Source organism: Halobacterium rubrum (assembly GCF_021729015.1).
GTDB lineage: Archaea > Halobacteriota > Halobacteria > Halobacteriales > Halobacteriaceae > Halobacterium > Halobacterium rubrum.
In genome coordinates, this window is record NZ_JAJQQZ010000001.1 from 275,311 (window position 1) to 297,734 (window position 22,424).

The following is a 22,424-nucleotide window of genomic DNA, read 5'->3' on the forward strand; positions in this document are numbered from 1 at the left end:
TGTCACTCACTCACAAAAACGGGCCGCCCAGTCTGGCCGGGTCGCCGTCAGTTCGCCGCGGCGACGGTCGACGCGTCCACGGTGACGGACTCGCCGTCCGCCGTCACCGTCAGCTCAGACGTCATCGAGACGTCTGCGGGCAGCGCCACGGACAGCTCGCCGTTGGCGTCCGTCTCGCCGACGACTTCGCCGTCGACCTCGACGGTGGCGTCCTCGACGGCCTCGCCGTCGCCGTCGGTCACGAACACCGTCACGGTCTCGTTGGCGGCGAACGCGCCCTCGTAGGCGACCGCGAGGTCGGCGTCACCGTCCTCGACGTCGGGCGTCTCGCTGTCCGTCTCGTCGCTGTCGTCGCCGTCCTCGCCGTCGTCTTCCTCGCGTTCGTCGTCGCTCTCGGACTCGCCGAGGTCGACTTCGAGTTCGCCCTCGCTCTCGCTGTCGCCGTCCTCGTGCTCCGCTTCGACCTCGAACTCCTCGGCGTCGGCGGGCACGGCGACGGTCGCGGTACCATCCGCGTCGGTCGTCACCGTCACGTCGCCCGTGACTTCGACGGTCGCGTTCTCGACGGGCTCGCCGTCACGCGTCACCTCGACGGTCGCGTTCTCGCCCGCCGTCACGTTCCCGACGAAGGACACGTCGAGCTCGTCAGCCTCCTCGCCGCCCCGCTTCTCGTCCACGTCGACGATGGGGACGTCGGTTCCGGACTCGCTGGCGACCGGCTTCAGGATGTACTTCCCGGAGTTCCCGGCCTCGAAGACCGTGATGTCGAAGACGAACGCCACGTCGCTCTGGCTGTCCACGGTGAAGCCCTCGTTCAGCTGGAGCTTCTGGGACGGCAGCTTCACGTTCACTTCCTCGCCGCTCTCCAGCGTGCCGTTGACCTCGCCGACGTGCACGAACACCTTCTCGTACTCGCCCTCGGGCACCGAGATGTTCCCGAGCGCGGTCGCGTTCGCGCCCTGCAGCTCAGTCAGGTCGACGGTGCGCTGGTCCACGTCCCGTTCGACCCAGCCGACCGCCGACTCGTTGCCGTCGTCGTCGTCCGAGTCGCCGTCTTCGGACTCGGCTTCCACGGAGAGCGAGGCCGACGCCTCGCCGTACGTGCTGTTCTCGGCGGTCTCGGCTTCGATCTCGAACTCGTCGGCGTCGGCGGGCACGGCGACGGTTGCGGTGCCGTTCGCGTCGGTCACCACGGTGACCTCGCTGTCACCGGCCTCGACGACCGCCGTGACGTTCGCGGCTGCCTCGCCGTTCTGGGTCACCTCGACGGTCGCGTTCTCGCCGGGCGCGAAGTCACCGTCGAGTGCGACCGCGAGGCCGCCCTCGCTCTCGCGTTCGACTTCGACCTCGGTCTCCGACTCGCTCTCGTTGCCGTCCGCGGTGTCGGTCTCGTTCGCGTCCGCGGCGTCGGCCTGTGCGAAGCCGACGCTCGTCACGGTCACGTTCAGGTGTTCGAACTGGTCGATGGCGTTGCGCTCGTCGCTCACGTAGAACTGGACTGTGCCGTCCTCGCTCGCGTCCGAGCCACCGGCCTCGGGCCCCGCGATGCCGCCGGCACACCCGGCCAGCACCACGAGCGCAGCCACCAGCAGACTGGATACGGTCTTGTTCATTGCATCCGACGCCACACGCCCCACACCCATAAACGAGGAACTCCGTGAAGGCGTCTTGGCCGCTCTCGTCCAGAATTAAGCCGAATTAAGCGACTGCATCCGGGACCGAAACCAGTTTGGGAGAGCGCGCCGTCGCCGCCACCCACCGTGTTCGACGTACTCGGCGCGCTCGCGCTCGCGGCGGTCGCCACCGGCGTCGTCTGGGTCGGCGGCGCCCGCCTCGAATCGGCAGCCGACGGCCTCGCCGCCCACTACCGGCTGCCGCCGGTCGTCCAGGGCGCCGTCGTCGCCGCCGTCGGCTCCAGTTTCCCCGAGCTCTCCAGCGTCGTGCTCTCCACGCTGCTGCACGGCGACTTCGAGCTCGGCGTCGGCGCCATCGTCGGCTCCGCCATCTTCAACGTCCTCGTCATCCCCGCAGCGTCGGCGCTGGCCACCAGCCGGCCGCTCGACTCCAACCGCGACCTCGTCTACAAGGAAGCCCAGTTCTACATGCTGTCGGTCGCCGTCCTCCTGCTCACGTTCGCGTTCGCGGTCATCTACGAACCGATCGGCGGGCTCTCCGGGACGTTCACCCGGCCGCTGGCAGCCATCCCCCTCGCGCTGTACGGCCTCTACCTCTTCGTCCAGTACCAGGACACCGCCGACCACCGCTCCGACGCCGACCCCGTCGACGGCGACCCAACCCGGCTCTGGTTGCTCCTCCTCGGCAGCCTCGCGCTCATCCTCGTCGGCGTCGAAGCCCTCGTCAGAGCCGCGCTCACGCTCGGCGACGCCCTCGGCACGCCGGCCTTCCTCTGGGGGCTGACTGTCGTCGCCGCCGGCACCAGCCTCCCCGACGCCATCGTCTCCGTCCGTGCCGCCCGCAACAACAACGCCGAGACCAGCCTCGCGAACGTGCTCGGTAGCAACATCTTCGACCTCCTCGTCGCCGTCCCCGCCGGCATCGTCCTCGGCGGCGCCACCCCCATCGACTTCGCGTTCGCCGCCCCTATGATGGGCGTCCTCGTCGCCGCCACCATCGTCCTCTTCACCGTCATCCGCACCGACCTCGAACTCACCCGCAGCGAATCGCTGCTCCTGCTCGCGCTGTACACCGCGTTCGTCGCGTGGCTCGCGCTCGAAACGGCCGGCGTCACCGACCTCATCCCGACGTAGCGCCGGCCCACGCGCGCGCCCGTAACGGGGGCTTTTTACGGACGGCTCGCGTAGCCGCTTTCAATAATGTTCAAGGCGATCGTGAGCGCCGACACGCTCCAGGAGACGCTGGACTCCGTGAGCGTGCTGGTGGACGAGTGCAAGATCCACCTCGACGAAGACGGCCTCTCCATCCGCGCAGTCGACCCCGCCAACGTCGGCATGGTCGACCTCGACCTCGGCGCCGCAGCGTTCGAATCCTACGAAGCAGACGGCGGCCTCATCGGCGTCAACCTCTCCCGGCTCGAGGACATCGCCGGCATGGCCGACGCCGGCCAGCTCGTCCAGCTCGAACTCGACGAGGAGACCCGCAAGCTCCACATCCAGATCGACGGCCTCGAGTACACGCTCGCGCTCATCGACCCGGACTCCATCCGCCAGGAGCCCGACATCCCGGACCTCGACCTTCCCGCACACGTCGTCATCGAGGGCCGCGACATCGACCGCGCCGTCACCGCCGCCGACATGGTCTCGGATCACATCGCGCTCGGCGTCGACACCGGCGACGAACTGTTCTACGTCGACGCCGAGGGCGACACCGACGACGTCCACCTCGAACTCACGCAGGACCAGCTCATCGACCTCGACGCCGGCGACGCCCACAGCCTGTTCAGCCTCGACTACCTCAAGGACATGAACAAGGCCATCCCGAAAGACGCCGAGGTCGAACTCGAACTCGGCGACGAGTACCCCGTCAAGCTCCACTACGACATCGCCGAAGCCCAGGGCCGGGTCACCTACATGCTCGCGCCCCGCATCCAGAGCGACTGACGCACGTTCGCCGCGCTTTTCCGGTCCTGTTACGCAGCCGGACGGCCAGGGTCCTGTCTCGGTCCGGCAGCCGCCTCCGGTGTCTCACCTGACCTGGTAGCTACTCGGGGACGGGTCGGCAAGCGTCTCGCCGCAGTTCGTGCACTGCCAGGTGTTCGCGCCGAGTTTCTGGTAGCCGTTGCGGAGGCTACGCCCGTGCCACGTCGTCCAGTCGATGTCGCAGGCGGGACACGAGTCCGGGAGGCCGCGCGCGTCCGGGTCGGGCGTGGGTTTCGATTCGGCGACGAGCGCTTCCAGACGGTCGCTGCGGGACTTCAGCGCGGAGAGGCTGTCCTCGTCGAGGGCCGCGCGGAACTGCCTGAGGTAGCGCCGCGACCGGTTTTGCACGGTCTTGAGGCGGTCGAGGTGGTCGTCGTCGACGGCTTCGTCGCCCCACAGTTCGGCGTTCCGTATCTTCACGGAGACACCGTAGTACCGCTCCAGGGTGGCCGCGTAGTGCGCCCGGAGGTAGAGTCCTTCGACGCGCGCCCCGAACGCCTCGCGGTCGAGCGGCGGCACGAACTCCGCGTCCCGGGGGACGGCGTCGTCCGCCGGTCGTGGTTCGCCGAGGAGCGCGACGCGAGCGTGCGGCGACGCGCTAATTGTCGACGCGACTACCGCCTCCAGGCGTTCTGGGGAGTAGTCTCGCGCGACGAGGGCGACGGCCACTTCGCCACTCAGTGTGTCCTCGAACGCCGCCGGGTCCGTGGCAGATTCTACCGAAATCTGGTCCGGGGTGGCCGCCCGTATCCGCTCGCACCAGTCGGTGTTCGCGAGCACGGCGACCGACGCGCGCATGGGCGGTCGCCCGCGGTCGTCCTGCGGGGCGGGGTCGTCCGCCGGGTCCGGAGATTCCGGCAATATTTCCCGCATTCTGGTCGGCCGTTCGTGCCCCAGAGTGTTAACAACTCTCACACGTGTCGTCCGTCAGACAGGAGGTACTTCTGCGGCCGTGGGCGTGCCACCGAGGGCGACCAGAGCTCGGACAGCCCGGGCGCAGTCGACTTCGGGCCCGTCTCTCGGGGGCGACGCCGATGCCGGCTGCCCGTCAGGCGTCCCCGTACCACTCGGCCGCGAACCGCTCCGCGAACGCCTCGAGGAAGGCGTGGCGTTCCGCCGCTATCCCGCGGCCGGTCTCGGTGTTCATGTTCTCGTGGAGGCGCAGGAGCTTCGCGTGAATGTGGTGGTACGTACTCCCCGGCACGTCGTCGTCGTCGACACCGGCGTCCTTCTCGTAGGCCTCGTCTTCGGGGAGCGGGCGCTCGGTGTCCCACATGAGGTTGCCGTGTGCCCCTCCGAACTGGAACGCGCGAGCGACGCCGACGGCACCGATGGCGTCCAGATTGTCGGCGTCCTGCAGCACCTCGGCCTCCAGTGTCTCGGCCGTCCGGGGATCGTCCTCGAAGTCGTACTCCTCGTGGACGGCGACGCAGTGACACACCGGGCCGTGGATGCCCTCGGGGACGCGGGCCTCGGCCAGTATCTCGCGAATCTCGGGAATCGTCTCCTCGGGGTGCGTGAAGCCCTCGCCCCGCACCCGGTGGAGGTCGTGGACGAGCGCCGCTACGCCGACCACTCGCGGGTCGGCGCCCTCCGCCGCCGCGATGCGCGTCCCGAGGCGATTCACGCGCCAGAGGTGGTGCAGGTCGTGGCCGGAGTCGTCGCCGTCGAGGTGGACGGCCATCTCGTCGGCCACCCGCTGGTAGAGCGCGTCGTACTCCTCGTCGTCGTCCTCGTCGGTCACACTCCGGCGTTCGGCGACCCGGCGGAAAAAATCACTCGGCGCGACGGCGCGGTCTCACGCCGTGGCCGCCCGGTAGCCGGCGTACGCCAGCGAGAGGACGCCGCCGACCAGCGAACCCAGCGTCCGCAATACGCCTGCAGAATCCGGGAACGTCGGCTCGTACACGAACCGGAGGTCGTAGGCTGTCGACTCGTACTCGACGCGCTGCTCTGTGACGCTCGTCCGGTCGCCGCCACTCGGGAACTCCACGCCGTCCGGGTACGTCTCGCCCACGTACCGGACCGACCCGTCGTTCGCGAGCGCCGCGTCGAAGGCGGCCCGGTCACCGGCGGCGAGGTCGCCGTACGCCGTCGGTGCAGTCGCGGTCTGGTTCTGTTCGGCGACGACGAGATACTCGTCCGGCGGGTCGGCCGCCGGCGCGGCGAAGAACGCCGCCAGTAACACGACTCCGAGCACTGCTGGGAGGGCAACGCTGGCGCGAACCATGCCGGAACCGGGCCGGCTACGCCCATAAACCCCGACGCGGTGTCTCAGTCCGTGCTGTCGCGGCCGCCGAGCGGGCTGGACAACGCCGCGTCGGTGTCGTCTGCCGGGGCTGCGAGCACCGTCTCCCCTGCCCGGACCGTCTCCCCGGACTCCACGACGACGTCCTCGCGGTCGTACTGCTCGGGCAGCACGACGTCCGCGCGGCTGCCGAAGGAGATGTGGCCGAGGCGGTCGCCGCGTGCGAGGTCGTCGCCCGCTTCCGCGTAGGGGTGGATGCGCCGGGCGAACGCGCCGGCGATGAGCACGAGCGTCCACTCGTCGGTCTCGATGCGGACGCGTTCGTTGTGCTCGGACTCCTTGTCGAACGCGGGGCGGTGGCCGCCCGGCTCGTGAGTGACGGCGTCGACCGTGCCGTCGAGGGGTGCGCGGTTCACGTGCACGTCGTGGACGTTCATGAACACGCCCACGCGTACCCGGTCGTCGTCTTCCTCGCGAATCACGGACACCTTCCCGTCGGCGGGCGTGACGACGCCCGGGCCGTCCGGGCTGCGGTCGGGGTCGCGGTGGAACCAGGCCACGAACCCGGCGAGCCCGAGACCGACGACGCCCCACAGCGAGGACAGTCCGAGCAGCGCCAGCCCGACGACTGCGGGCGGCAGGGCGTACTTCCACGTCCAGGGGCCTCGCGCGAACACACTCCTCCAGTTGCGGGCCAGGGCTGTGAGCGTGTCGGTCCGGAGCCGGGGCGTTTATCGGCGTTCGCTCGCAATGACGGAGCAGTATGAACGCGCGCCACGCCCGCTATCCCTTCCTGGGGGAGGCACGCGACGCGGTCGAGGAGGCCGGCGTGGACCTCGCTCGCGTCGTCGACGAGGACGACGCCGTCGTGGAGCGCGCCCGAGAGCGGGTCGTCGGCGCGCTGACCGACGGCTCGGTCGGCGAGCGCGCGCGCTCGGACCGCGTCGAGTTGCTGTCGTATCCGGTGGCGCGCGTGCTCGTCTCCGTCGTCGACGAGAACGTGCTCGTGCGGAAGTACGCGCAGGCCGAAGCCGACGCCGCCCACGAGCGGTTCACGGCCGACGAGACCGACGACAGCGAACTGAAGAGCGTCGGCGGCGACGACCGGCTCCCGCGGGCCGAGCTCCTGCGGGAGTTCGACCTCACCGACCACGTCTACGAAACGCCGGACGGCTACGACGTAGACGTGCCGACGTACCTCCTGCTGTCGTCGTCGCTGCGCAGCGACGACTGGCGGCTCGTGAATCGCGCGCTGGACGACGGGCGGGTGCCGGTCTCGGAGCCGGAGCTGGACACGCTGCTCCGGGAGGCAGTCAGGGAGCGCATCGAGGACGGACTGCCGCTGTCCGTCCCGGACCCCATCGAGGACGCGCTGGAGGCGCCGGCGACGGCCGTCCGGGACGTGCTCGCGGACATGGACCTCACGCGGGAGATCGACACCGTCGTCCCGGAGCTGTTCCCGCCGTGCATGCAACACCTCCTCGACCAGGTGCAGCGCGGCGAACACCTCCCGCACCACTCGCGGTTCGCCATCACGTCGTTCCTCGCGAACATCGGGCTGACAACCGACGAAATCGTGGACATCTACAAGGTGAATCCGGGGTTCGGCGAGGAGATGACCCGGTACCAGACCGACCACATCCAGGGGGACTCCAGCCCCACCGAGTACACGGCGCCGTCGTGTGCGACGATGAAGGCCTACGGGGACTGCGTGAACCCGGACGACCTCTGTGACGCCATCAACCACCCGCTGTCGTACTACGAGGTGAAACTCGACGACGAGGACGACGACGATCTGGAGGACTGGCGGGAGCGCGAGGACAGCGACGACGGCGGGGAGGAAGCGGCGGACGCCTGACTACCGGGTCATTCGCCCTGCTTGCCGGAGAGCCAGTAGCCGATGCCGGCCATCAGGAGGATGAAGACGACGATACCGGCGACCACCGCGTAGGCGCTGGTGGCGCCGAGGCCGCTGGCACCCATCGACATCGCTGCGACGAGAATGCCGATGAAGACGAGAACCGCGAGGATGGCGATGCCCGCCTCCACGCGGGCGTCGAGCGCGTCTGACATGGCTTCCGCTTTCAGGGGCCGCCGCAAAAGCGCTTCGAAGCCGACGGCAGCGGCGGCGACTCCCTCCCTAGGGGCCAGGTTCGAAAGTACTCCCCGGATTGCGGGGGTTTAGGCGGCTTCGCGGCGTACGTTCGGGTGACGATGGCGGCCGACGCCGACGGCGACCGGGGGCGCGCGGAGCGCGCCCGCGACGAGCGGATGCGGGTGACTGCGACGGGGAGCGGCCGGTACGAGGTGGCGACCGAGTCGGGGAACGTCTACGAGGTCGACCTCGAGCGCGGGCGGTGTGCGTGCCCCGACCACCAGTTCCGGGGGGTGCGCTGCAAGCACCTCCGCAGGGTCGCGATGGAGGTCACCGCCGGCACCGTCCCGGCGCCCGGCGAGCGCGCCGCGGCCTGTGCGAACTGCGGTGAACGCGTTCACGTCGACGAGGACGCCCCTGACCCGGTCTACTGCGGGGACTGCACGCTCGACCCGGGGGAGTTCGTCGTGGACCGCGAGACGGGCGACCTCGTGGTCGTCGTCGAAACCACGGGAGAGCGAGCCGACGTGGTCGACATCCCGTCGCGGGGCTGGACGGTCGCCGACCACTACTCGAACGAAGACTACGACCCCAGTGACGTGGTCGTCGACGTCCTCTACCCGCTGGACCGGGAGGCCACGCCGTCGTCCGTCGAAGCGCGGCCGCCGCGGCGGTACGCCTTCCCGCGCGGCCGCTTGCGCCGCCCCGGCGAGTCCGAGTCCTGACTGCGACCGGGGGCTACTCCAGCATCGAGGCGGCTTCGTCGGTAGAGAGCACGCCCTGGTCGACCGCTTCGAGGACGTCCCGGGCGTCGTGGCCGTCGTCGCCGGCTCCGCCGCCGTCGTTCCCGTCGGTGCCGAGGTCGTCGAGGTGCTGTCCGTCCTCGACGGCGGTCTCCTTCTTCACGCGGTAGTTCCCGCCGTCGGTCTGGTGGACGTCCGCCGGGTGGAAGAAGTACCAGTCCTCGCGGTCGAAGCGCACGCCGATCTTCGGGCTGGCGCCGAAGTTCTGGGAGAAGTACACCAGGGCTTCGACCTCTTCGCCGGTGAGGTAGATGGGGTCCCCCGCGGAGGACTTCGCTTCGACGGCGTAGAAGGCGTCGCCGTCGCCCGCCAGCACGTCCGGGAGTTCGCGCTCGGTCGCGCTCCCGGAGGCCGGCGCGCGCATCACCGCGAACCCGCGCTCGTCGAGTGCGTTCACGAGCTCGCGCTCCCGCCTGTTGCCCTTCGCGTTGGAGTTAGCCATGCTGGTGGCCTCCGTGTGGGGCGGCGGCAGTGGGTCCGAGCCCGTGCGTAGTCGTCATGGTCCGTGGTACGCCGTGGGGTGGTTAGTGCGTTGCGTCCCGGCGTGGCGCGCTCCGCGGACGGGTCACTCGCTGACCGGCGCCGGGCGCTCCAGCGCGAACAGCTCCTCGAACAGCCGGCGCTGGGCGACCCGGAGGTGGCGGTTCACAGTCGGCTGAGAGACGCCGAGCAGGTCCGCGACACCCTCGCCGGTGGTCTCCCGCGGCCACTCGAAGAACCCCGCGAGGTACGCCGTCCGCAACACCTCCAGCTGGCGTTCGGTGAGCGAGTCGAAGAGGTCCCGGACCACCTCCTCGCGGGTGCGAGCGGTCCGCTCGACGTCCCGCCGTCCCTCGAGGTCGACCGCCTCGTACCGGCTGCGGAGGCGGTCGACGTACTCGCGGACGTCGCTGGCCGCTGGCACGTCCACGACGACACTGAGGCCGTCGTCGTCGGCGACCACCGACTGCGGGCTGCCGCCGCTGCGCGCGAGCACCCGGGGGAGGCTGTCGGCCGCCGCCGTCACTTCGAACGCGTGGCGGTCGTCGGCGCTGGCGACGTGCTGGAAGTCAGTGACTCCCGCGAGGCCGGCGAGGGCGTCGGCGACCTCGTCCCGGCTCGCGCCCGTCACCGAGACGAACAGGTCGCTGGCGTCGCCGGCCCGGCCCGCCGACCCCTCGTAGACGACGCGGCCGCCGGTGGCCGTCTGGAGCCGGGAGAGGACGGTCTGGTCGGCCGTCACCGCCAGCTGGAGTTCGACGTGCGTGTCGGCCTGCAGTGCCTCGCGGGCGGCGACGGCCGCCATCGCGTCCGCGATGGTCTCGCCGAGTTCGGCGAACACGTCCGTCTCCAGGTCGCCGAAGGCGCCGGACTCGTCGGCGTAGACTGCGAGCACGCCGTGGCTGTGGCGGCCGACCGACAGCGGCACGGCGAGCGCCGACGCGAACCCGCGGGCGGTCGCGTGCTCCCGCCACTCCTCGGCGGTCACGCGCTCGGCGACGGTTTCGACGACGGCGGGAGCGTCGTCGCGTGCGGCGACGACCGCGGGCTCCTGGCGGTCGGCGCGCAGCGAGACGGCGTCGAGGTAGGTGCCGCCGTCCCCGGCCCACCTGCGCGGGCTGAGCCGCCCGTCGTCGGCGTCCCAGCCCCCGACCCACGCGAACTGCATGCCGTCGGCGTCCGCCAGCCCCTCGCAGACGGCGGTCTCCACGGCCCTCTGGCTCTCGGCGGCGACCAGCGACTGGTTGATGGTGCGCATGATATCGGTGACCTGCACGCGGCGCTGAAGGCGTTCGTTGCGCTCGGCGAGTTCGCGCTCGCGCGCCCGGAGGTCGGCCTCGCTGGCCAGCCGGTCGAACGCCGCCTCGGCGCTCGCGGCCGCGGTCTCCACGAGGCGGCGGCTGTCGCCCTTCGGGGGCGAACCGGTCGTCGCCACGACGAACAGGCCGTGGTCGCCAGCGGGGACGAAGACGCCACTCCTCGCAGCGTTCCGTGGCGTCCACTCGGGTGCGACGACTGTGGTGTCGTCGAATGCCTGCGTCTCGCCGTCCAGGAAGCACTCCCAGGGGACGGAGCCGTCACCGACGTCCAGCGGTGGGGGGTCGCCGGATGCGAACGCCGCGGTGGCGGCGACTGGCGCGAACTCGTTGTCCGCCGACTGGAACTGGTAGAACGCCACCGCCGCGTCGCCGAGCGCGTCTTCGACCGTGTCGACCACGGTCTCGGCGGCGGTCTCGGTCGAGTCGACGCCGAGCAAGTCGACGGTGGTGTCGTGGACCGCCGCCAGCGCCTGTTCACGGCGGTCGCGCTCCAGTTCGTAACTCACCCACCGCGCCATGAGGTCCACGAGCGCGCGGTCCAGCGCGGTGAACGGCGCCCCCGAGGGCTCGTCGTCGAAGAAGCACAGCGTGCCGTACAGCTGGTCGTCGACGACGACGCGGCCGCCGATGTAGCAGGCGATGCCGCTGTCGGCGTACCCGGGGTCGTCCGCTTCGCCCTCGCCCGCCGCGTCGTAGATGGCGAGGATGTCGTCGCCGTCGATGGTGCGCCGGCAGAACGTCGCGGACAGCGGCAGCTCGTCGCCGGCGGCGACGAAATCGGACCCGACAGCGCGTTCGACCCGGTAGTCGCTGGCGGCCTCGTCGATGCGGCTGAGGTAGGCGTTGTCGGTGTCGAACCACTCGCAGCCCAGCGTCAGCAGCCGGTCGACCTTCTCGGCGAGAGACAGCGACGGGTCGGCGGTGATCTCGTAGAGCCGCTGGCGGCGGTCGACGCGGTCGCCCCGCACCGCCTGGAGGTCGCCGAACACGGCGTACCCTTCGCCGTCGGCGACCGGCACGAACTGGAAGCTGGTGTCGGCGACGCCGCCCGACGTGGCCACCCGCAGGCCCGCCTCGACCCGCTCGCCGGCCGCCGCGCGCGAGACCACGTCGCCGCAGTCTTCGACGAAGCACTCCGCCAGCGACGACCCGGCGGACGCGACGCCGTCGAACGTCGCGTCGAACTCGTCGTTCCCGTCGGCGATTCGCGGCGGCGACGCCCCGGTCACGCGCACGACCGGGTCGGTGGTGTGTTCGAACAGCGCGGCCGCCCGGTCGCGTTCGGCGGCCCGCTCCCGCTGGACCTCGCGGAGCCGGTCGGCGACCGCGCGGACGGCCGCCTCGAGGCCGGATTCCTCCTCCTCCTCGTCGCCGTCCGGCAGGTCGAGGTCCGTTTCGCCGGCGGCCAGCGCCTCGAGCGAGCGCCGCACGCGGTCCCGGGAGTCACTGCTCATTCTACACAGGTTGGTAACACGGCACAATAGTTTTCACGGAGCGAGTGACAGCTGGCTCCACCACACGCTATACGTATTGCGGCGGCAGTCGGGGCGGTTTACCAGTATACCGGTCAGGGGGATACCCGTGGAGGCCGTTCCGCACACACGATGTCAGAGGCACGCACCGAACGCCACCCCGTCAGTTCCCGCGTCGTCGCCGCGCTGGCGAGCGCCACCGATACCGAACCTCGCAACGTCGACCCGCCGCTGTACGAGACGGTCGACGCCGACGCCCTCGACGCCGTCGTCGCCAGTGCGACCGACGTCGAACTCAGCTTCGAACACGACGGCCACACGGTCGTCGTGCGCGCCGACGGCAGCGTCGTCGTCGACGGCACGGTCCACGCGAGCGCCCGCGAAATGATCGACGCATGACCGATGCACGCCACCCGGAGACGCTGTCCGGCGAGGACCCGGTGAGAGACACCTACGAGGAGTACGACCTCGAGGGCACCCGGGTCGCGATGATCGCCGACCCCCACAACGAACACGCCTGGATACAGTCCGACGACGCCGTCCCCGTCACGCAGTAACGCCACACCCGGCCGGGCACCGGGCGAGGTGGCGGACGCTGCGAGACGGCTGCACGGGCGCTGCGAGACTGGCGAGTGCCGTCCGAGGAACCGCGAGAAGACAGTCGAGAGCCGGGTCTACGTGCCGTGCTGCCAGGAGTCCATGTACTCGGCCTGCTCGTCCGTGAGCTCGTCGAGCTCGATGCCCTCGGCCTCGAGTTTGATCTCGGCGAGCTGCCGGTCGAGTTCGTCCGGGACCTCGTTGACGCCGGCGTCGTAGCCGTCGCCGTTCTCCACGAGTTCGCGCACGCAGACCGCCTGCACGCCGAACGACTGGTCCATGACCTCCACCGGGTGGCCGAGGCTGACGGGCGCCGCGAGGTTCACGAGCCGGCCCTCGGCGAGCACGTTCAGCCGCGTGCCGTCGGCGAGCCGGTACTCGCGGACACCGTCACGGACCTCGCGCTCGCTGTCCGCGAGCGCCGAGAGCGCGTCGAGGTCGATCTCCACGTCGAAGTGGCCGGCGTTCGCGAGCACGGCGCCGTCGCCCATCTTCTCGAAGTGGCGGTCGACGATGACGTCCCGGTTCCCGGTGGTCGTGATGAAGACGTCGCCGACCTCGGCGGCCTCGTCCATCGACATCACGTCGTAGCCCTCCATGTGGGCCTCCAGCGCGCGCCGCTCGTCGATCTCGGTGACGACGACGTTCGCGTTCTGGCCGCTTGCCTTCCGCGCGACGCCCTTCCCGCAGTAGCCGAACCCGGCGACGACGACGTTCTTGCCCGCCCACGAGAGGTTCGTGGTCATCGCGATGGAGGACAGCGACGCCTCGCCCGTGCCGTGGACGTTGTCGAACAGCCGCTTCATCGGCGTGTCGTTGACGGCGAACACGGGGTAGTCGAGCGCGCCGTCGGCGTCCATCGACCGCAGCCGGTGGACGCCGGTCGTCGTCTCCTCGGTGCCGCCGACGATGGTTTCGATGAGCTCGGGGTGCTCCTCGTGCACGCGGAAGACGAGGTCGCCGCCGTCGTCGACCGTCACCGTCGGCTCGTGGGCGAGCACGGCGTCGATGGCCTCGTAGTATGCCTCGTCGTCGACGCCGTGCTCGGCGTACGACGAGATGTTCTCGTGGGCGTCCAGCGCCGCGCTCACGTCGTCGTGGGTCGACAGCGGGTTGCAGCCCGTGATGGCGACCTCCGCGCCGGCGTCGGCCATCGTCTCGACGAGCGCCGCCGTCTTCGCCTCGACGTGCAGCGCCATCCCGACCGTCTCGCCCGAAAGCACCTGCTCGTCCTCGAACTCCTCGCGCAGCGTCGACAGGATGGGCATGTGTTCGAACGCCCAGTCGATCTTCTTCCGTCCCTCCTCGCGCGCCGACTCGACGTCCTCGAGCCGACTGCTGATGGGTGACGCAGTCGTCGTCATGCAGGAATCGACGGGCACCGAACCCAAAACGCTACCGAAGCCGTCGGCGCCAGCCGCTACCCGCGACGCCGACGGACCGCCCGGAGAAAAACAGCTGTCGGCTTACGGCGGGCCGTTGCCGTTGCCGCCGCCGTTACCGTTGCCGTTGCCGTTGCCGTTGTTGCCCTTCTCCTCGTCGTCGTCTTCGTCGTCTTCGTCGTCGTCCGCGTTGCCGTTGCCGTTGCCGTTGTTGCCCTTCTTCTCGTCGTTCTCGTCCTCGGCGCCTTTCTCGTCGTCCTCGCTGTCAGCGCCCTTCTCGTCGTCGCCGCCGGCCTTGTCGTTGCCCTTCTCCTCGGGCGGGCCGGCGTTGGCGTTGTCCGAGCGGTTGTCCGCGCCGGGGTTGTTGTCCGTGACGAACGCCGCCACGGCGTGTCCGCTCATGTTGCCACCGGCCTGCAGCGAGTGCACGAACGCGGACACCCGTGCGCCGAACGACTCGTTCGCCTCGGAGCCGTTGTCCTCGACGGCGGTCAGCGTCGCGGTCGCCGACGCTGTCAGGTTGTCCGCCTCGGCGGTGACGTCGACGGTGACGTTCTGCTCGGGCGCCGGCAGGTCGACGGTGCCGTTCTCGCCCGTCTCGTAGTCGCCCTCGCCGGCGTACGAGACGTTGTCCTGTGCCGTGACGCCGACCGAGGCGTTCGCGACGCCCGTGCCGTTCGTCGTCACGTCGACCGTCGCGGAGCCGTCGTCGGCCTGCGTCACGTCGACCGCCAGCGACTCCTCGTCGCCGTCGTCAGTCGGCGCCACGAGGTCCAGCGTCGTCGACGCCGTCGTGTTGTTCGCCGCCGCCGTCACGTCGACGGAGACGTTCTGCTCTGGTGCGGGGAGGGTGACGGTGCCGTTCTCGCCCGTCTCGTAGCCGCCCTCGCCGGCGTACGTCGAGTTGTTCAGTGCGTCGACGGTGACTGACGCGTTCGCCACCGCGGTCTCGTTGTCCGTGACGGTCACGGTCACCGTGCCGTCGTCAGCCTGCTCGCCGCTCACGTGCAGGCCGCCGTCCGCCGCCGCCGCCCCGCCCGGGACGGCTGCGACGGCCGCGACGAACAGCGCCACGACCAGTACTGCGTGCCCTGTCTTGCCCATGGTCGTCGCTTTGTTACCACGTGAGTGCAATAACGTTGCTGGCCGCCGAACTTCGAGTATTTGGGTGTTTTGGCCGTGGTACTGGTAGGTCGCCTACTCGCCGGCGCGCTCCGCGACGGCGGCGGCCCGCTGCTGGGCGCACTCCCGGACCGCGGCCTCGTCGAACGGCAGGACCTCGCGGTCCCGCATGAGGACCTCGCCGTCGCAGACCGTGTGTCGGACGTCCTGTCCGGTCGCGGCGTACGCGAGGTGGGAGACGTGGTCGTGGACGGGCGTCAGGTGTGGCGCCGAGAAGTCGACGACGGCGAGGTCCGCGTTCGCGCCCGCCTCGACTCGGCCGGAGTCCTCGAAGCCGAGGGCGTCGGCGCCGCCAGCAGTGGCCATCTCGACGGCTGCCTCGGCCGGGACGGCGTCGGCGGCGCCGGCCTGGAGCTTTCCGAGCATCGCGGCGTCCCGCAGCTCGTCGAAGACGTCGAGGTCGTTGTTCGACGCGGCGCCGTCCGTGCCGAGCGCGACGGTGACGCCGGCGTCCCGCATCGCCTGCACGGGCGCCATCCCGGAGGCGAGTTTCATGTTCGACGCAGGGCAGTGGACGACACTCGCGCCCGACTCGGCCAGCAACTCGACTTCCGTCTCGTCGGTGTGGACGCCGTGCGCGAGAAAGTCGCCGTCCTCGAGGAGCCCGACGTCCTCGGCGTACTCCATGGGGCGGACGCCGCGCTCGTCCACGATGGGCGCAACCTCGTCCTCGGTCTCGTTGGCGTGGAAGTGCACGGGGACGCCCGCCTCCCGCGCCTGGAAGACGAACTCGCGGAGGTACTGTTCGCCCACGGTGGTGAGGCTGTGGGGCATGTACGCCGTCCGGATGCGGCCGTCGGCGGCGCCGTCGAACTCCCGGGCCACCTCGAGGCTCTCCTCGTTGTCCTCGATGGCCTGCTCGTCGTCTTTCCCGACCGTGACGACGCCGTGGCCGAGCCGGGCGCGCACGCCCGCTCGTTCGACGGCGTCGGCCACTTCCGGCACGTGGAAGTACATGTCCGCGAACGCTGTCGTCCCCGAGCGAATCAGCTCGACGAGCGCGAGCTCGGTGCCGGCGCGGACGTCCTCGGCGCCGAGTTCGGCCTCGGCCGGCCAGATGTCCTCCTGTAGCCACGCGTCCAGCGGCTTGTCGTCCGCGTACCCCCGGAGCAGCGTCATCGCCGCGTGGCAGTGGGCGTTGACAAGCCCCGGCATCACCAGACAGCCCTCGGCGTCCAGTCGCTCGTCGCCGCCCTCGACGTCCTCGCCGACGGCGAGAATCTCGCCGGCTTCGCGGTCGACCAGCACGTCGCCCTCGGTCACAGAGAAGTCCGGCCGGAGGACCGACCCGCCCGCGATTCGCAGCGTACTCATGGCCTGGGATTCGGGGGTTCCCGGTGTGAATCTGTCGGGTTCCCCGCTCAGTCTCCCGCGGGAAACTGCGGACCGTGGACTGCCCAAACCTTACCAAAAACATATATGAATCAGTGGTGGAAACAAGGTGTATGTCGTCTCGTCGTACACGGGGTCGCCTCCAGCGTGGACGCGGCTGGCCGTCCCGGCGACGACCACCGGCACACCGCAACCGCCCTCGCCGAGCGCCCGGACTGACTCGCGTTGGCACGCAAGAACACGGCGCCGCACTCACTGCACCCACCCAATGCCACCACAGACACTGACACGCGCAATCCTTCGATACACCGTCGGCGTCGGCGGTGTCGCCGGCGGCCTCCTCGTCGGCATCACCGCCGTCGCGACGACGTTCTCGCTCAGACTTCTCGCGATGATTATGGTCGGCATCGCGGGACTCATCGCACCGCTGCTGGTCGCCGCGGAGACTGGCGCCGACACCATTGACGAAGGTGCCGAAGCCGGGTTCGTGAGTAGCGACGGCTCGGCGCCGGAGAACACCGGGGTCTCGTTCCCCGGGCGTCTCGAAGCCGCGTTGTCGCTCATCGGCTTCGGCGTCGTCGGTATCCTCGCGATAGTCGTGCTCGCCTGACGAGCCGCGACCCGTCACCGGTCTCCTCCCGTTCGCGCGTGCTTCTACCGAAATCGAAACGTGGCACGCCGACCGGGGCGTGAATCTGTCGGGCGCGCCCTACGAGTTCTGGCGGGCGGCCGCCACGATGCTCGCAGTCTGGCCGACCCCGGTCGCGGCGATGCCGGCGAGCACGACCCAGCCGGCCGCCGGCACCCACGACGCGAGCCCGAACACCGCGAGCGCGGCGCCCGCGACGGACGCCACGGCGGCACCGAGGTAGACGCGGGCGAACGCCGGGTCGGGCGTCCGGCGCGAGGTGTCCACTAGCCCCCACGCCGGCAGCAGCATCCAGCCGACGACGGCCCCCGCCCGGAGCATGCCGGCGGGCTCGGCGGACACCCGGAAGGACGCCAGCCCGAGCGCCGTCACGCCGACGCCGGCGGTGACGACGGTCCGCCACGCCCGCAGCGCGCCGTCCCGCATCTCCGTCCACGACAGCGCCGCGAACGACGCCAGCAGGACGACCATCACGACGTGCGCGACGAACAGCGAGTGTTCGCCGACGTACCCGAGGTGGGCGGCGGCGGCGAACCCCCACGCCAGCGGCACCAGCCCGACCGGCCCGTACTCGCGAGCGCGCTCCAGCATACACACCGTCTGGGCCGCCCGCTCGCTTGAAACCACCCGCTCTCCCACCAGTGCCGGCGCCCGCCACCCAAAGGTAGTTCCGGACTCCCGTCGAAGCCGACAGCATGCGAATCGCCGTACCCAACAAGGGGCGCCTGCACGACCCCACCCTGGAGTTGCTGGACCGCGCCGGCATCGGCGTCGAGAACGGCGCCGACCGTCAGCTGTACGCCGACACCGTCGACCCCGACATCACGGTGCTGTACGCGCGCGCCGCCGATATCCCCGAGTACGTCGCCGACGGCGCCGCCGACGTCGGCATCACGGGCTACGACCAGGTGCGGGAGTCCGCCGTCGACGACGTCGCCGAACTGCTGGACCTCGACTTCGGGAAGTGCCGGCTCGTGCTCGCGGCGCCCGAGGACGGCGACATCACCGAACCCGGCGACCTCGACGGGAAGACCGTCGCCACCGAGTTCCCGACGGTCACCCGCGACTACTTCGACGGGAAAGGCGTCGACCCCGAGATCGTCGAGGTGACGGGCGCCACCGAACTCACGCCCCACGTCGAGATGGCCGACGCCATCGTCGACATCACGTCGACGGGTACGACGCTACGCGTGAACCGGCTCGCAATCGTCGACGAGGTGCTGGCGAGCTCCGTGCGACTGTTCGCCCGCGAGGACGTCCGCGACGACCCGAAGGTCCAGCAGGTCGAGACGGCGCTCCGGTCGGTGCTCGACGCCGCCGGCAAGCGATACGTGATGTTGAACGCGCCCGAGGACCGCCTCGACGACGTCAAGGACGTGCTGCCCGGACTGGGCGGCCCGACGGTGCTCGACGTCGACGAACCGGGGATGGTGGCCGTCCACGCCGTCGTCGCCGAGCGCGACGTCTTCGAGGCCGTCAACGACCTCAAGGGCGTGGGCGCCTCCGGCATCCTCGTCACGGAGATCGAACGCCTCGTCGAGTAGCCGCTGCTCGCGTCGCTCGCCGACCTCCCGCGTCCCTACTGGTCGCTCGTCCCGCGGAGCTGTCGCTTCGCGCGGTCGACGGCTCTCGCGGCCGTCCCCGCAAGCGGGTAGGCGACGATGCCGACCACGCTCAGCGCGGCCAGCGCGATTGCCGCCATCCGCATCTGGTCGGGGGTCTCGGCGGCAAGCGACACCAGAATGCCGGCGGAGGGAGCGACCCACACGCCGGCGAGCACGCTCGGCTCGTCGAAGAAGTAGTAGGTCGCCAGCGAGAGGACGGCCGCGAGACCGAAGACGGCGGCGACGTCGGGACCGGGCGGGCGGACGTAGGCGGCGGCGTACGCGAGCACGGCGGCGCCGAGAGTGAGGGCGCTCGCGCGGAGGGCCTGTCGGTCGTACTCGTCCATACTCGCCGACACCACACACTGCACAAAAAACCGGGGTGGGCGTTCTCTCGCCCTGCGACTGCCGGCGTCACCCGGGTGCGGTGCCGAGGATGGCGAGCACGTTCGCTACGAGCAACACCACGGCCAGCGACACGGTGTAGTGCATCACGACGACGAACGCCGTCGTCCGGTAGCGCACCCGGTAGACCGCGCGGACCGCGGCGAAGTCGGCGGCGAGCCCGACGGCGACGATGAGCAGCGGGCTGAAGCGCACGAGCGCGACGGTCACCACGGCGGGCGCCAGACCGACGAGGAACCCCCGTTTCCAGGGGACGTCGCCGAGCACGTACGTGGCGGCGGCGTGCGCGGTGAACCCGAACAGCAGCCAGCCACCGACGAACGTGGCGACGAACTGGAGGGGCGTGCCCGTTGCCGGTTCGACGACGGCGTCGGTCGCGGCGACGACGGCGGCTGCTACGGCGGCCACGGCCGGTTACTCGAGCAGGCCGAGTTCTTCGAGCCGGGACGTGATCTTGTCGACGGCGTGCTCGGCGTCCTTGGGCTTCTTCCCGCCGGTGATGACGAGTTTGCCGGAGCCGAACAGGAGCGCGACCACTTCGGGCTCGTCGAGGCGGTAGACGAGGCCGGGGAACTGCTCGGGCTCGTACTCGATGTTCTCGAGGCCGAGGCCGATGGCGATGGCGTTGAGGTTGAGCTGGCGGCCGAGGTCGGCCGACGTGACGATGTTCTGGACGACGATTTCGGGGTCGTCTTCCACCTGGATGGAGAGCTCGCGGAGCTTGTCGAAGACGATGCGGAGGCTCTCGTGGACGTCGTCGGTGGACTTCGCGCCGGTACAGACGATCTTGCCGGAGCGGAAGATGAGTGCTGCGCTCTTCGGGTCCTGAGTGCGGTAGACGAGCCCGGGGAACTGCTCGGGGTCGTAGTCGGCGCCCTCGAGGTCCATCGCCACGCTCTGGAGGTCGAGCTCCTGGCCGATACCGGTGGAGGCGACCACGTTTTCAATGTTGATGGTTTCCTTGGGGTCGGTCATCGTTCGACTTAAACCACGTATTTAAGGTTTAAAAAGGTTCGTGGTCCGGGTAGTGGTGCCTCAAATACCTGCAGCCACCGGCAGCCTGATTGCCCGCGGGCGTCCAGTTCACCCGTGTTCGTGCTCGAACTCGGCGGCGACGACGACGCGTTCGCCGCCGCCGAAGCCCGCGTTGCAGCCCCCGACGCCGACGTGACCGCACCCGGCGTCGCCACCGCCAGCAGCATCGACGCCGACCGGCTGGCGGGACTGGCGTACACGCACCGCGCCGGCGAGCACGTCGCGACCACCGACGCCACGATACCGGCCGCAGTCGATGCGCTCCGGGACGCCGTGCTCGCCCGCGACGGCACGGTCGCCGTCCGCGCCCGCGACGTCCGCAAGACGACCGGCGTGGACACCCAGCGCGCCGAACGCGAACTCGGCGGCGTGCTCGTCGACGCCGGCTTCGACGTGGACCTCGACGACCCCGACCACGAGCTCCGTGCGCTGTTCAGCGCGGCGCCACGCGCCGCGGAAAACGCGAGCGGTGAGCGTAGCGAGCCGCGAGCCACCGGTTCGTGTTTCCTCGCGTGGCTCGCCGCCGAGTCCGTCCGGGACTACGGCGACCGCAAACCCACCGACCGGCCGTTCTTCCAGCCGGGCAGCATGGACCCGCTGCTCGCGCGCGCCGTCTGCAACCTCGCCCGCGTCGCCCCCGGCGACCGCGTCCTCGACCCGATGTGTGGCACCGGCGGCGTCCTCATCGAAGCGGGGTTGCTCGGCGCTCGCCCGGTCGGGACGGACGCCCAGTCGAAGATGGTCGCGGGCGCCCGCCAGAACCTCGCGCACTTCCTCGACGACTTCGACGTGGCGCGCGCCGACGCCACCAGCCTCCCGCTCGAAGACGGCAGCGTCGACGTCGATGAACGGAGTTCATCGGGCCGACAGGCGAAGCCTGTCGACGCCGCAGTCTTCGACGCGCCGTACGGCCGCCAGTCGAAGATCGCGACCCACGACCTCGCGGACCTCGTCGGCGGCGCCCTGAGCGAGGTCCGGCGCGTCGTCGACGGCCGCTGCGTGCTCGTCGCCGACCGCGACTGGCGCGAGGAAGCCGCCGCTGCGGGCTGGAGCGTCGAGTCGCGCTTCGAGCGCCGCGTCCACCGGTCGCTGGTCCGGCACGTCCTCGTTCTCGGTTGACGCCGGGTAGCAACGTTCGGCCCCGCTCGACCTCTCGGAACCCTGTATTTTGTCCGGCTGTCAGTTTGGATTCTGAGGGAAAATCGCATTCAACGATGCGACCGTCGGTGTTCGTGTGCACCAGCGACCGCCCCGCCTCCCCGACTGGCTCGCCCGCGCCGCCGACGCCGGCCCGTCCGTCCTCGCGGCAGGGACCGTCCTCGGCCTCCTCGCCTTCTTCACGAACCCGGTCCCCGACCCGTCGTTCCCGTGGGCGACCCTGCCGGCGTCGCTCAGACTCCCGGTCACCCAGCCACGAATCGAACACTGGCCCGTGACGTACACCGTCGCCATCTGGACGTGGGTCGTGGCCACCCCGTTCGTCCTCCTCGCCGCCTACCGACGGCTGCCCCCATCACCGCGAGCGGGGCCGGCTGGCTGGCTCGTCGGCGTCCCCGCCGGCCTGATGCTCGCGCTCACGACGTACTGCCGGTTCTTCTGGCCGAAACTCCACCCGGCGTCGTGGAACGCGCCGTCGTACACGTTCGCCTGCTGGGGGTACTGCTCGTCGTACCTGCCGGCCTGGAGCAACCTCGCGTACGCCATCGCGGCGCTCGGCGTCGTCGCGTTCGTGCTCGCGAGAACGAACCGGACCGGCGGCCGGCAGTTGACGCTGGCGTTCGGCGTGCTCGCGCTCCCGCTCGGCCTGCCGGCGGTGGTGTACGCCCGGTACTACTCCCGCCACCAGTAGCGAACGCCCGCAGCGGCGAGGTAGGCGCCGACGCCCACGGCCAGCACCGCCAGCCCGCCGTCCTCGCCGACGCTCACGTCGAGGACAGCGAGCCCGGCCACCGTGAGGAGGTAGCCGAGCAGGCAGACGAACCAGACGTCGTCGTAGTCGAAACTCGGGCGGTCGTGCGCGAGCGCCCACCCGAGCGCGAACGCCGGCGCGAGCACCACCAGCGGCCCCCACCAGGGCGTGCTCTGGCTGTCGACGGCGGTCACGAGGATGGACCCGGGGAGCGCCGACAGCACCATCGTCCCGACGACGATACCGGCGCGCTCCAGCGTATCCGCGAGTGACACAGGTGGAGTCGGGTGCGGGC

The 22,424-nt window shown here is 70.4% G+C and carries 26 protein-coding genes; 10 read left to right on the forward strand and 16 right to left on the reverse strand.

Annotated features, from left to right (window positions below; genetic code table 11):
• Positions 1 to 47: 47 nt before the first annotated feature.
• Complete coding sequence (locus LT971_RS01420) at positions 48 to 1,613, reverse strand: DUF4382 domain-containing protein (RefSeq protein ID WP_237005065.1); 1,566 nt, start codon at positions 1,611 to 1,613, stop codon at positions 48 to 50.
• A gap of 147 nt (positions 1,614 to 1,760) precedes the next feature.
• Between LT971_RS01420 and LT971_RS01425 the strand changes: the two genes are divergently transcribed.
• Together LT971_RS01425 and LT971_RS01430 are read left to right on the forward strand one after the other, a co-directional pair.
• A complete protein-coding gene (locus LT971_RS01425) occupies positions 1,761 to 2,768 on the forward strand; it encodes a sodium:calcium antiporter (RefSeq protein WP_237005066.1) in 1,008 nt (335 codons plus the stop codon).
• Positions 2,769 to 2,834: 66 nt separating this feature from the next.
• Entirely contained in the window at positions 2,835 to 3,578 is a 744-nt protein-coding gene (locus LT971_RS01430) for a DNA polymerase sliding clamp (protein ID WP_237005067.1), read from the forward strand.
• Positions 3,579 to 3,662: 84 nt separating this feature from the next.
• Here the strand turns inward: LT971_RS01430 and LT971_RS01435 are convergent, their stop codons facing one another.
• The 4 genes from LT971_RS01435 to LT971_RS01450 form a co-directional block, all read right to left on the reverse strand.
• On the reverse strand, positions 3,663 to 4,415 hold the full coding sequence (locus LT971_RS01435; protein ID WP_237005068.1) for a hypothetical protein: 753 nt from the start codon (positions 4,413 to 4,415) through the stop codon (positions 3,663 to 3,665).
• A gap of 250 nt (positions 4,416 to 4,665) precedes the next feature.
• Entirely contained in the window at positions 4,666 to 5,361 is a 696-nt protein-coding gene (locus LT971_RS01440; protein ID WP_237005069.1) for an HD domain-containing protein, read from the reverse strand.
• A gap of 54 nt (positions 5,362 to 5,415) precedes the next feature.
• Entirely contained in the window at positions 5,416 to 5,847 is a 432-nt protein-coding gene (locus tag LT971_RS01445) for a hypothetical protein (protein ID WP_237005070.1), read from the reverse strand.
• A gap of 44 nt (positions 5,848 to 5,891) precedes the next feature.
• Positions 5,892 to 6,542 carry a protein sorting system archaetidylserine decarboxylase gene (locus LT971_RS01450; protein WP_237005071.1) on the reverse strand — a complete coding sequence of 217 codons (651 nt, stop codon included), beginning with the start codon at positions 6,540 to 6,542 and terminating at the stop codon, positions 5,892 to 5,894.
• Positions 6,543 to 6,628: 86 nt separating this feature from the next.
• On the opposite strand from LT971_RS01450, the gene priL reads away from it, so the two are divergent.
• A complete protein-coding gene (priL, locus tag LT971_RS01455) occupies positions 6,629 to 7,723 on the forward strand; it encodes a DNA primase regulatory subunit PriL (RefSeq protein WP_237005072.1) in 1,095 nt (364 codons plus the stop codon).
• Positions 7,724 to 7,731: 8 nt separating this feature from the next.
• On the opposite strand, the gene LT971_RS01460 is transcribed toward priL, so the two are convergent.
• On the reverse strand, positions 7,732 to 7,938 hold the full coding sequence (locus tag LT971_RS01460) for a DUF7472 family protein (RefSeq protein ID WP_237005073.1): 207 nt from the start codon (positions 7,936 to 7,938) through the stop codon (positions 7,732 to 7,734).
• 141 nt (positions 7,939 to 8,079) lie between these two features.
• On the opposite strand from LT971_RS01460, the gene LT971_RS01465 reads away from it, so the two are divergent.
• On the forward strand, positions 8,080 to 8,685 hold the full coding sequence (locus tag LT971_RS01465) for an SWIM zinc finger family protein (RefSeq protein ID WP_237005074.1): 606 nt from the start codon (positions 8,080 to 8,082) through the stop codon (positions 8,683 to 8,685).
• 13 nt (positions 8,686 to 8,698) lie between these two features.
• Here LT971_RS01465 and hjc read toward each other — a convergent pair whose 3' ends face one another.
• Positions 8,699 to 9,205, reverse strand: a complete 507-nt coding sequence (hjc, locus tag LT971_RS01470; RefSeq protein WP_237005075.1) for a Holliday junction resolvase Hjc — start codon at positions 9,203 to 9,205, stop codon at positions 8,699 to 8,701.
• Positions 9,206 to 9,328: 123 nt separating this feature from the next.
• Positions 9,329 to 12,016 (reverse strand): bacterio-opsin activator domain-containing protein, encoded by a 2,688-nt coding sequence (locus LT971_RS01475; protein ID WP_237005076.1) that lies wholly within the window; start codon positions 12,014 to 12,016, stop codon positions 9,329 to 9,331.
• 150 nt (positions 12,017 to 12,166) lie between these two features.
• Between LT971_RS01475 and LT971_RS01480 the strand changes: the two genes are divergently transcribed.
• Together LT971_RS01480 and LT971_RS01485 are read left to right on the forward strand one after the other, a co-directional pair.
• Positions 12,167 to 12,433, forward strand: coding sequence for a HalOD1 output domain-containing protein (locus LT971_RS01480; RefSeq protein ID WP_237005077.1), 267 nt, complete (start codon positions 12,167 to 12,169; stop codon positions 12,431 to 12,433).
• Positions 12,430 to 12,591: a hypothetical protein gene (locus tag LT971_RS01485; RefSeq protein WP_237005078.1), complete on the forward strand. Its 162-nt coding sequence runs from the start codon at positions 12,430 to 12,432 to the stop codon at positions 12,589 to 12,591. The genes LT971_RS01480 and LT971_RS01485 overlap by 4 nt, the downstream gene beginning before the upstream one ends.
• A gap of 117 nt (positions 12,592 to 12,708) precedes the next feature.
• Here the strand turns inward: LT971_RS01485 and LT971_RS01490 are convergent, their stop codons facing one another.
• From LT971_RS01490 to LT971_RS01500, 3 genes are all read right to left on the reverse strand, one after another.
• Positions 12,709 to 13,995: an adenosylhomocysteinase gene (locus tag LT971_RS01490; protein WP_237005079.1), complete on the reverse strand. Its 1,287-nt coding sequence runs from the start codon at positions 13,993 to 13,995 to the stop codon at positions 12,709 to 12,711.
• A gap of 102 nt (positions 13,996 to 14,097) precedes the next feature.
• Positions 14,098 to 15,117 (reverse strand): hypothetical protein, encoded by a 1,020-nt coding sequence (locus LT971_RS01495; protein ID WP_237005080.1) that lies wholly within the window; start codon positions 15,115 to 15,117, stop codon positions 14,098 to 14,100.
• A gap of 93 nt (positions 15,118 to 15,210) precedes the next feature.
• Positions 15,211 to 16,509, reverse strand: coding sequence for an amidohydrolase (locus LT971_RS01500; RefSeq protein WP_237005081.1), 1,299 nt, complete (start codon positions 16,507 to 16,509; stop codon positions 15,211 to 15,213).
• A 286-nt stretch (positions 16,510 to 16,795) separates the two neighbouring features.
• Here LT971_RS01500 and LT971_RS01505 point away from each other — a divergent pair, with 286 nt between their 5' ends.
• A complete protein-coding gene (locus LT971_RS01505; RefSeq protein ID WP_237005082.1) occupies positions 16,796 to 17,137 on the forward strand; it encodes a hypothetical protein in 342 nt (113 codons plus the stop codon).
• Between the two features lie 99 nt (positions 17,138 to 17,236).
• On the opposite strand, the gene LT971_RS01510 is transcribed toward LT971_RS01505, so the two are convergent.
• Positions 17,237 to 17,767, reverse strand: coding sequence for a hypothetical protein (locus LT971_RS01510; RefSeq protein WP_237005083.1), 531 nt, complete (start codon positions 17,765 to 17,767; stop codon positions 17,237 to 17,239).
• 104 nt (positions 17,768 to 17,871) lie between these two features.
• Between LT971_RS01510 and hisG the strand changes: the two genes are divergently transcribed.
• Complete coding sequence (gene hisG, locus LT971_RS01515) at positions 17,872 to 18,720, forward strand: ATP phosphoribosyltransferase (RefSeq protein WP_237005084.1); 849 nt, start codon at positions 17,872 to 17,874, stop codon at positions 18,718 to 18,720.
• Positions 18,721 to 18,755: 35 nt separating this feature from the next.
• Here the strand turns inward: hisG and LT971_RS01520 are convergent, their stop codons facing one another.
• The 3 genes from LT971_RS01520 to LT971_RS01530 all read right to left on the reverse strand — a co-directional run bounded on the left by LT971_RS01520 (position 18,756) and on the right by LT971_RS01530 (position 20,160).
• Complete coding sequence (locus LT971_RS01520; protein ID WP_237005085.1) at positions 18,756 to 19,127, reverse strand: hypothetical protein; 372 nt, start codon at positions 19,125 to 19,127, stop codon at positions 18,756 to 18,758.
• Positions 19,128 to 19,194: 67 nt separating this feature from the next.
• Positions 19,195 to 19,593 (reverse strand): DUF7473 family protein, encoded by a 399-nt coding sequence (locus LT971_RS01525; protein ID WP_237005086.1) that lies wholly within the window; start codon positions 19,591 to 19,593, stop codon positions 19,195 to 19,197.
• Positions 19,594 to 19,599: 6 nt separating this feature from the next.
• Positions 19,600 to 20,160: a TATA-box-binding protein gene (locus LT971_RS01530; RefSeq protein ID WP_237005087.1), complete on the reverse strand. Its 561-nt coding sequence runs from the start codon at positions 20,158 to 20,160 to the stop codon at positions 19,600 to 19,602.
• 114 nt (positions 20,161 to 20,274) lie between these two features.
• Between LT971_RS01530 and LT971_RS01535 the strand changes: the two genes are divergently transcribed.
• Entirely contained in the window at positions 20,275 to 21,339 is a 1,065-nt protein-coding gene (locus LT971_RS01535; protein WP_237005088.1) for a methyltransferase domain-containing protein, read from the forward strand.
• Between the two features lie 115 nt (positions 21,340 to 21,454).
• Positions 21,455 to 22,069 (forward strand): hypothetical protein, encoded by a 615-nt coding sequence (locus tag LT971_RS01540; protein ID WP_237005089.1) that lies wholly within the window; start codon positions 21,455 to 21,457, stop codon positions 22,067 to 22,069.
• On the opposite strand, the gene LT971_RS01545 is transcribed toward LT971_RS01540, so the two are convergent.
• A complete protein-coding gene (locus tag LT971_RS01545) occupies positions 22,051 to 22,404 on the reverse strand; it encodes a hypothetical protein (protein ID WP_237005090.1) in 354 nt (117 codons plus the stop codon). The genes LT971_RS01540 and LT971_RS01545 overlap by 19 nt on opposite strands.
• Positions 22,405 to 22,424: the final 20 nt, after the last annotated feature.

What these genes read in the sequence shown, in the direction of transcription:
- LT971_RS01420 (WP_237005065.1), bottom strand. Translation starts at nt 1,613, where the DNA reads ATGAACAAGACCGTATCCAGTCTGCTGGTGGCTGCGCTCGTGGTGCTG.
- LT971_RS01430 (WP_237005067.1), top strand. Translation starts at nt 2,835, where the DNA reads ATGTTCAAGGCGATCGTGAGCGCCGACACGCTCCAGGAGACGCTGGAC.
- LT971_RS01435 (WP_237005068.1), bottom strand. Translation starts at nt 4,415, where the DNA reads ATGCGCGCGTCGGTCGCCGTGCTCGCGAACACCGACTGGTGCGAGCGG.
- LT971_RS01445 (WP_237005070.1), bottom strand. Translation starts at nt 5,847, where the DNA reads ATGGTTCGCGCCAGCGTTGCCCTCCCAGCAGTGCTCGGAGTCGTGTTA.
- priL (WP_237005072.1), top strand. Translation starts at nt 6,629, where the DNA reads ATGAACGCGCGCCACGCCCGCTATCCCTTCCTGGGGGAGGCACGCGAC.
- LT971_RS01460 (WP_237005073.1), bottom strand. Translation starts at nt 7,938, where the DNA reads ATGTCAGACGCGCTCGACGCCCGCGTGGAGGCGGGCATCGCCATCCTC.
- LT971_RS01465 (WP_237005074.1), top strand. Translation starts at nt 8,080, where the DNA reads ATGGCGGCCGACGCCGACGGCGACCGGGGGCGCGCGGAGCGCGCCCGC.
- hjc (WP_237005075.1), bottom strand. Translation starts at nt 9,205, where the DNA reads ATGGCTAACTCCAACGCGAAGGGCAACAGGCGGGAGCGCGAGCTCGTG.
- LT971_RS01475 (WP_237005076.1), bottom strand. Translation starts at nt 12,016, where the DNA reads ATGAGCAGTGACTCCCGGGACCGCGTGCGGCGCTCGCTCGAGGCGCTG.
- LT971_RS01480 (WP_237005077.1), top strand. Translation starts at nt 12,167, where the DNA reads ATGTCAGAGGCACGCACCGAACGCCACCCCGTCAGTTCCCGCGTCGTC.
- LT971_RS01485 (WP_237005078.1), top strand. Translation starts at nt 12,430, where the DNA reads ATGACCGATGCACGCCACCCGGAGACGCTGTCCGGCGAGGACCCGGTG.
- LT971_RS01490 (WP_237005079.1), bottom strand. Translation starts at nt 13,995, where the DNA reads ATGACGACGACTGCGTCACCCATCAGCAGTCGGCTCGAGGACGTCGAG.
- LT971_RS01495 (WP_237005080.1), bottom strand. Translation starts at nt 15,117, where the DNA reads ATGGGCAAGACAGGGCACGCAGTACTGGTCGTGGCGCTGTTCGTCGCG.
- LT971_RS01500 (WP_237005081.1), bottom strand. Translation starts at nt 16,509, where the DNA reads ATGAGTACGCTGCGAATCGCGGGCGGGTCGGTCCTCCGGCCGGACTTC.
- LT971_RS01505 (WP_237005082.1), top strand. Translation starts at nt 16,796, where the DNA reads ATGCCACCACAGACACTGACACGCGCAATCCTTCGATACACCGTCGGC.
- LT971_RS01510 (WP_237005083.1), bottom strand. Translation starts at nt 17,767, where the DNA reads ATGCTGGAGCGCGCTCGCGAGTACGGGCCGGTCGGGCTGGTGCCGCTG.
- hisG (WP_237005084.1), top strand. Translation starts at nt 17,872, where the DNA reads ATGCGAATCGCCGTACCCAACAAGGGGCGCCTGCACGACCCCACCCTG.
- LT971_RS01520 (WP_237005085.1), bottom strand. Translation starts at nt 19,127, where the DNA reads ATGGACGAGTACGACCGACAGGCCCTCCGCGCGAGCGCCCTCACTCTC.
- LT971_RS01530 (WP_237005087.1), bottom strand. Translation starts at nt 20,160, where the DNA reads ATGACCGACCCCAAGGAAACCATCAACATTGAAAACGTGGTCGCCTCC.